The organism is Cellulomonas sp. (assembly GCF_036279715.1).
Lineage (GTDB): Bacteria > Actinomycetota > Actinomycetes > Actinomycetales > Cellulomonadaceae > Cellulomonas_A.
Window position 1 is genome coordinate 1 of record NZ_DASUIR010000022.1, and the last position, 3,104, is coordinate 3,104.

Consider the following 3,104-nt stretch of genomic DNA (forward strand, 5'->3'; position numbering starts at 1 on the left):
CTGGGACGTAGATCTCGATGCGGTAGCGCAGCCCGAACAGCTCCTCGACCCGCCGCCGTTCGAACACGAGCGGGTCGAAGGGGCTGAGCAACGCCCGACCCTGCGCTCGGCGCGGCAGGGCGGCGTCCCGGTGCAGGTACGCCGTGCGGTTCCAGCCCTCGACCACGACCGGGACGAGGGTGCCCGCCTCGACGAGGTCCGCGACGGCCGGGGTCGCGCGCGCCGTGGAGATCCGGAAGTAGTCGGCGAGACAGCGCAGCGAGCCGATCCCGTGCGCGCGCGCGGAGATCTCGATGAGCCCACGCACGGCATCGGCGTCGCTCGGCGCCGGCCGTGCGAGCACGTCGGCGGGAAGGACCCGCTCGGTGAGGTCGTAGCAGCGCTCGAACGAGGCGTTGCGTCGTGCCGGGGTGACCTCGCCGGTGAAGAACAGGAACTCCAGGACGCGCTTGGCGGCCGTCCAGTTCCAGCCCCACCCTGTGCGGCTGCGCGGATGGTCTGCCTCGGAGAACACCTGCACCTGGCTCGCGGTCATGGGGCCGTGGGCCGCCACGAGCGCGCGGATCTCTGTGACGAGCTCGGAGTGCTGCAGCGGGACGTCCCGGATGATGCCCCACGCGGTCGACAGGTAGTCGCGCCGACGCCAGTCGAGCAGCGGGAACGTCGCGGGCGGGACGTACGACGCCTCGTGGGCCCAGGTCTCCACGAGCCGGCGGGGCGCGTCCCCTGCGGCCCGGTCGAGCAGGGCCGTGTCGTAGGGGCCGACCCGGGAGTAGACCGGCATGAGGTGCGCCCGCGCAAGCACGTTGACCGAGTCGATCTGCAGCAGGCCGACCCGGTCGACGACCTGCTGGAACTGGCGCATGGTTGCCGGCGAGGTCCTGCCGGCGCGCGGACGGTCGAGACCCTGCGCGCGCAGGGCGATCCGGCGGGCCTGGGCGAGCGACAGGGACGACGACGTGAGCAGCACACCCTCATCCTGCCCGGCACCGCCGACACCCCGGACCGCGCCGACCCACGGCGCGAGGGGTGCCGTGGCGACGCGTCGCCGCCCGCCGACGGGGTGGTCGACGGGCGGCGACGTGCGGCGTGCGGCTCAGCGGGCGGCGACCGACCTGTCCTGGCCGCCGGGCAGAGCGACCGGCGTGTCGAGCTTGATCACTCCGTAGCTCCAGCCGCGGCGCCGGTAGGCGACGGACGGCTGCGCGGTCTCGATGTCGATGAACAGGTAGAAGTCGTGCCCGACGAGCTCCATCTCGTAGAGCGCGTCGTCGACCGTCATCGGCTTGGCGGCGTGCACCTTCTCGCGGATCACGACCGGCGAGTCACCGAGTGTCGTCTCCGTGACGTCGCCCGGCAGGTGCGGGGCCGGCAAGCCGACCACCTCGTCCTCGGGGGGCGCGGGACGGACGTCGACGGGCGGGACCGTCGCGTTGCCATGGTGGTCCTTGCGCCGGTCGCGCGACCGGCGCAGTCGTTCCTGGAGCTTCGCAAGGGCGAGGTCGAGCGCCGCGTACCGGTCGTCCGCGCATGCTTCGGCGCGAATCACGGGGCCCTTGTCGACAACTGTGAGCTCGACGCGCTCCGCACTCTCCGCCTGACGGGGGTTGCGCTCGTGCGTCACCTCGACGTCGATGCGCTGAGCTTGGGGGGCGAGCAGATCGAGCTTGGCAAGCTTGTCGACGGCGTGCAGCCGGAACTTCTCCGGGACCTCCGTGTGACGGCCTGTGACCACGATCTCCATGTGAACCTCCTGGAGGATAGGGCGAGATTTGCTTACCGCCCGGTGACGTGCTGGGGGCGCCCCGAGGGGCGAACGACCGTCACCACCTCCTCCCGCACCGGGTGCCCGCTTCGTGGACCTGTGCCGTCCACGAGCTGTCGCTCCCCGATACCGTCGGTTCGTTGACTCACGCTAGACCGGGTCCGCGCCAACTTCCACTCGCCCCGCGGATCGACCGGGTGAAGGCGTCGCGGCGATCGTCAGGGCGGCGATCACGACCGCCCCGGCCCGCATGAGCGCCTGCTCGCACGCTGCCAGCGTGGCTCCGGTCGTCAGGACGTCGTCGAGCAGGAGGACCGTGCGTCCGCTGATCGACGACGCCGAGGTGCGCCGCACGACGACGTGCCCCGCGAGGTTGCGGGAGCGGGCGCGTGCACCGAGCCCGACCTGGTCGCGTCCCGGGCCGCGGCGGACGAGGACCGGCCTGGCGACCGCGGGCAACCCTTCGGTCGAGCACGCCTGGGCCGTCGCCCGCGCGAGGCGCCCGACGACGTCGTCCCCGCGGCGCCGACGCGCGGCGGCCGACGACGGCGCGGGCACGACGAGCAGTGCCTCGGTCGTCGTCCCGGCCCGCAGGGCGGGCACGAGGTCGCGGACGCCGCGGTCGAGCGCTGCCTCGAACCGTCGGCCGACGTCCGCTCGCCCACGGTCCTTCCATGCCACGACGAGCTCGCGCAGCGGTCCCGTGTACGGGGCGAGCGTCCACACCGGCAACGGCGGGCGGCCGTCCATCCGGTCGAGCCGACCGGCCGCAGCCTCGCACCGCGACGGAGGGCCGTCGAGCAGGGCGAGGCACTGTGGGCAGACGATCTCGTCGTACGCACCGCACCCCGGGCAGGACACCGGCAGGACGAGCCCGCCCAGGTCGACCAGACGGCCGCGCAGCCCCCTCCGGAACCGCGGCGTCGGTCCGTCGCTCCGCGTCGCTGCCGTCAGCACACCACCATCGTGTCGGTCTCGGCGACGACGCGCGGGCGCCATCCACAGGCTCGCGTCGACTCAGCCCGGCAGGTAGGGGTCGCGCGCGCCCGTGGCAGCGACGACCCAGCTCTGACCGGACCGCCAGAACAGCTGCCCGTCCGACGTCGCCGCGTACAAGGCCCGCTCGCCCTTGCCGCCGGCGATCGTCACCGCGTCGTCGAGCGTCGGCAGAGCCCGCGTCTGACCGGCCAGCGGCACGAGGTGGTAGGCCGCGGCGGTCGCCGCACCCGAGCGGCCGAGGACGCCCAGCGTCGAGTCGTCCACCCAGACGACCCGGGTCGCATCGACGAGCGTGGCGCCGACACCGAGCGCGTCACCAAGCTGTTGCGGTCGATCCTTG

The 3,104-nt window shown here is 73.4% G+C and carries 4 protein-coding genes; all 4 read right to left on the reverse strand.

The features are described from left to right. On the reverse strand, nt 1-970 hold a 970-nt coding region (locus tag VFW79_RS01790; protein WP_329675600.1), incomplete at its 3' end, for a winged helix-turn-helix domain-containing protein. Between the two features lie 126 nt (nt 971-1,096). Further along, complete coding sequence (gene hpf, locus VFW79_RS01795; protein ID WP_329675601.1) at nt 1,097-1,744, reverse strand: ribosome hibernation-promoting factor, HPF/YfiA family; 648 nt, start codon at nt 1,742-1,744, stop codon at nt 1,097-1,099. Between the two features lie 171 nt (nt 1,745-1,915). Then, nucleotides 1,916-2,722 (reverse strand): ComF family protein, encoded by an 807-nt coding sequence (locus VFW79_RS01800; protein WP_329675602.1) that lies wholly within the window; start codon nt 2,720-2,722, stop codon nt 1,916-1,918. 60 nt (nt 2,723-2,782) lie between these two features. Continuing rightward, nucleotides 2,783-3,104 (reverse strand): LpqB family beta-propeller domain-containing protein (locus tag VFW79_RS01805; protein WP_329675603.1); only part of this gene is annotated, 322 nt, incomplete at its 5' end.

Bases quoted from the DNA above. Each gene is read 5' to 3' on its own strand.
- hpf (WP_329675601.1), bottom strand. From the start codon at position 1,744: ATGGAGATCGTGGTCACAGGCCGTCACACGGAGGTCCCGGAGAAGTTC.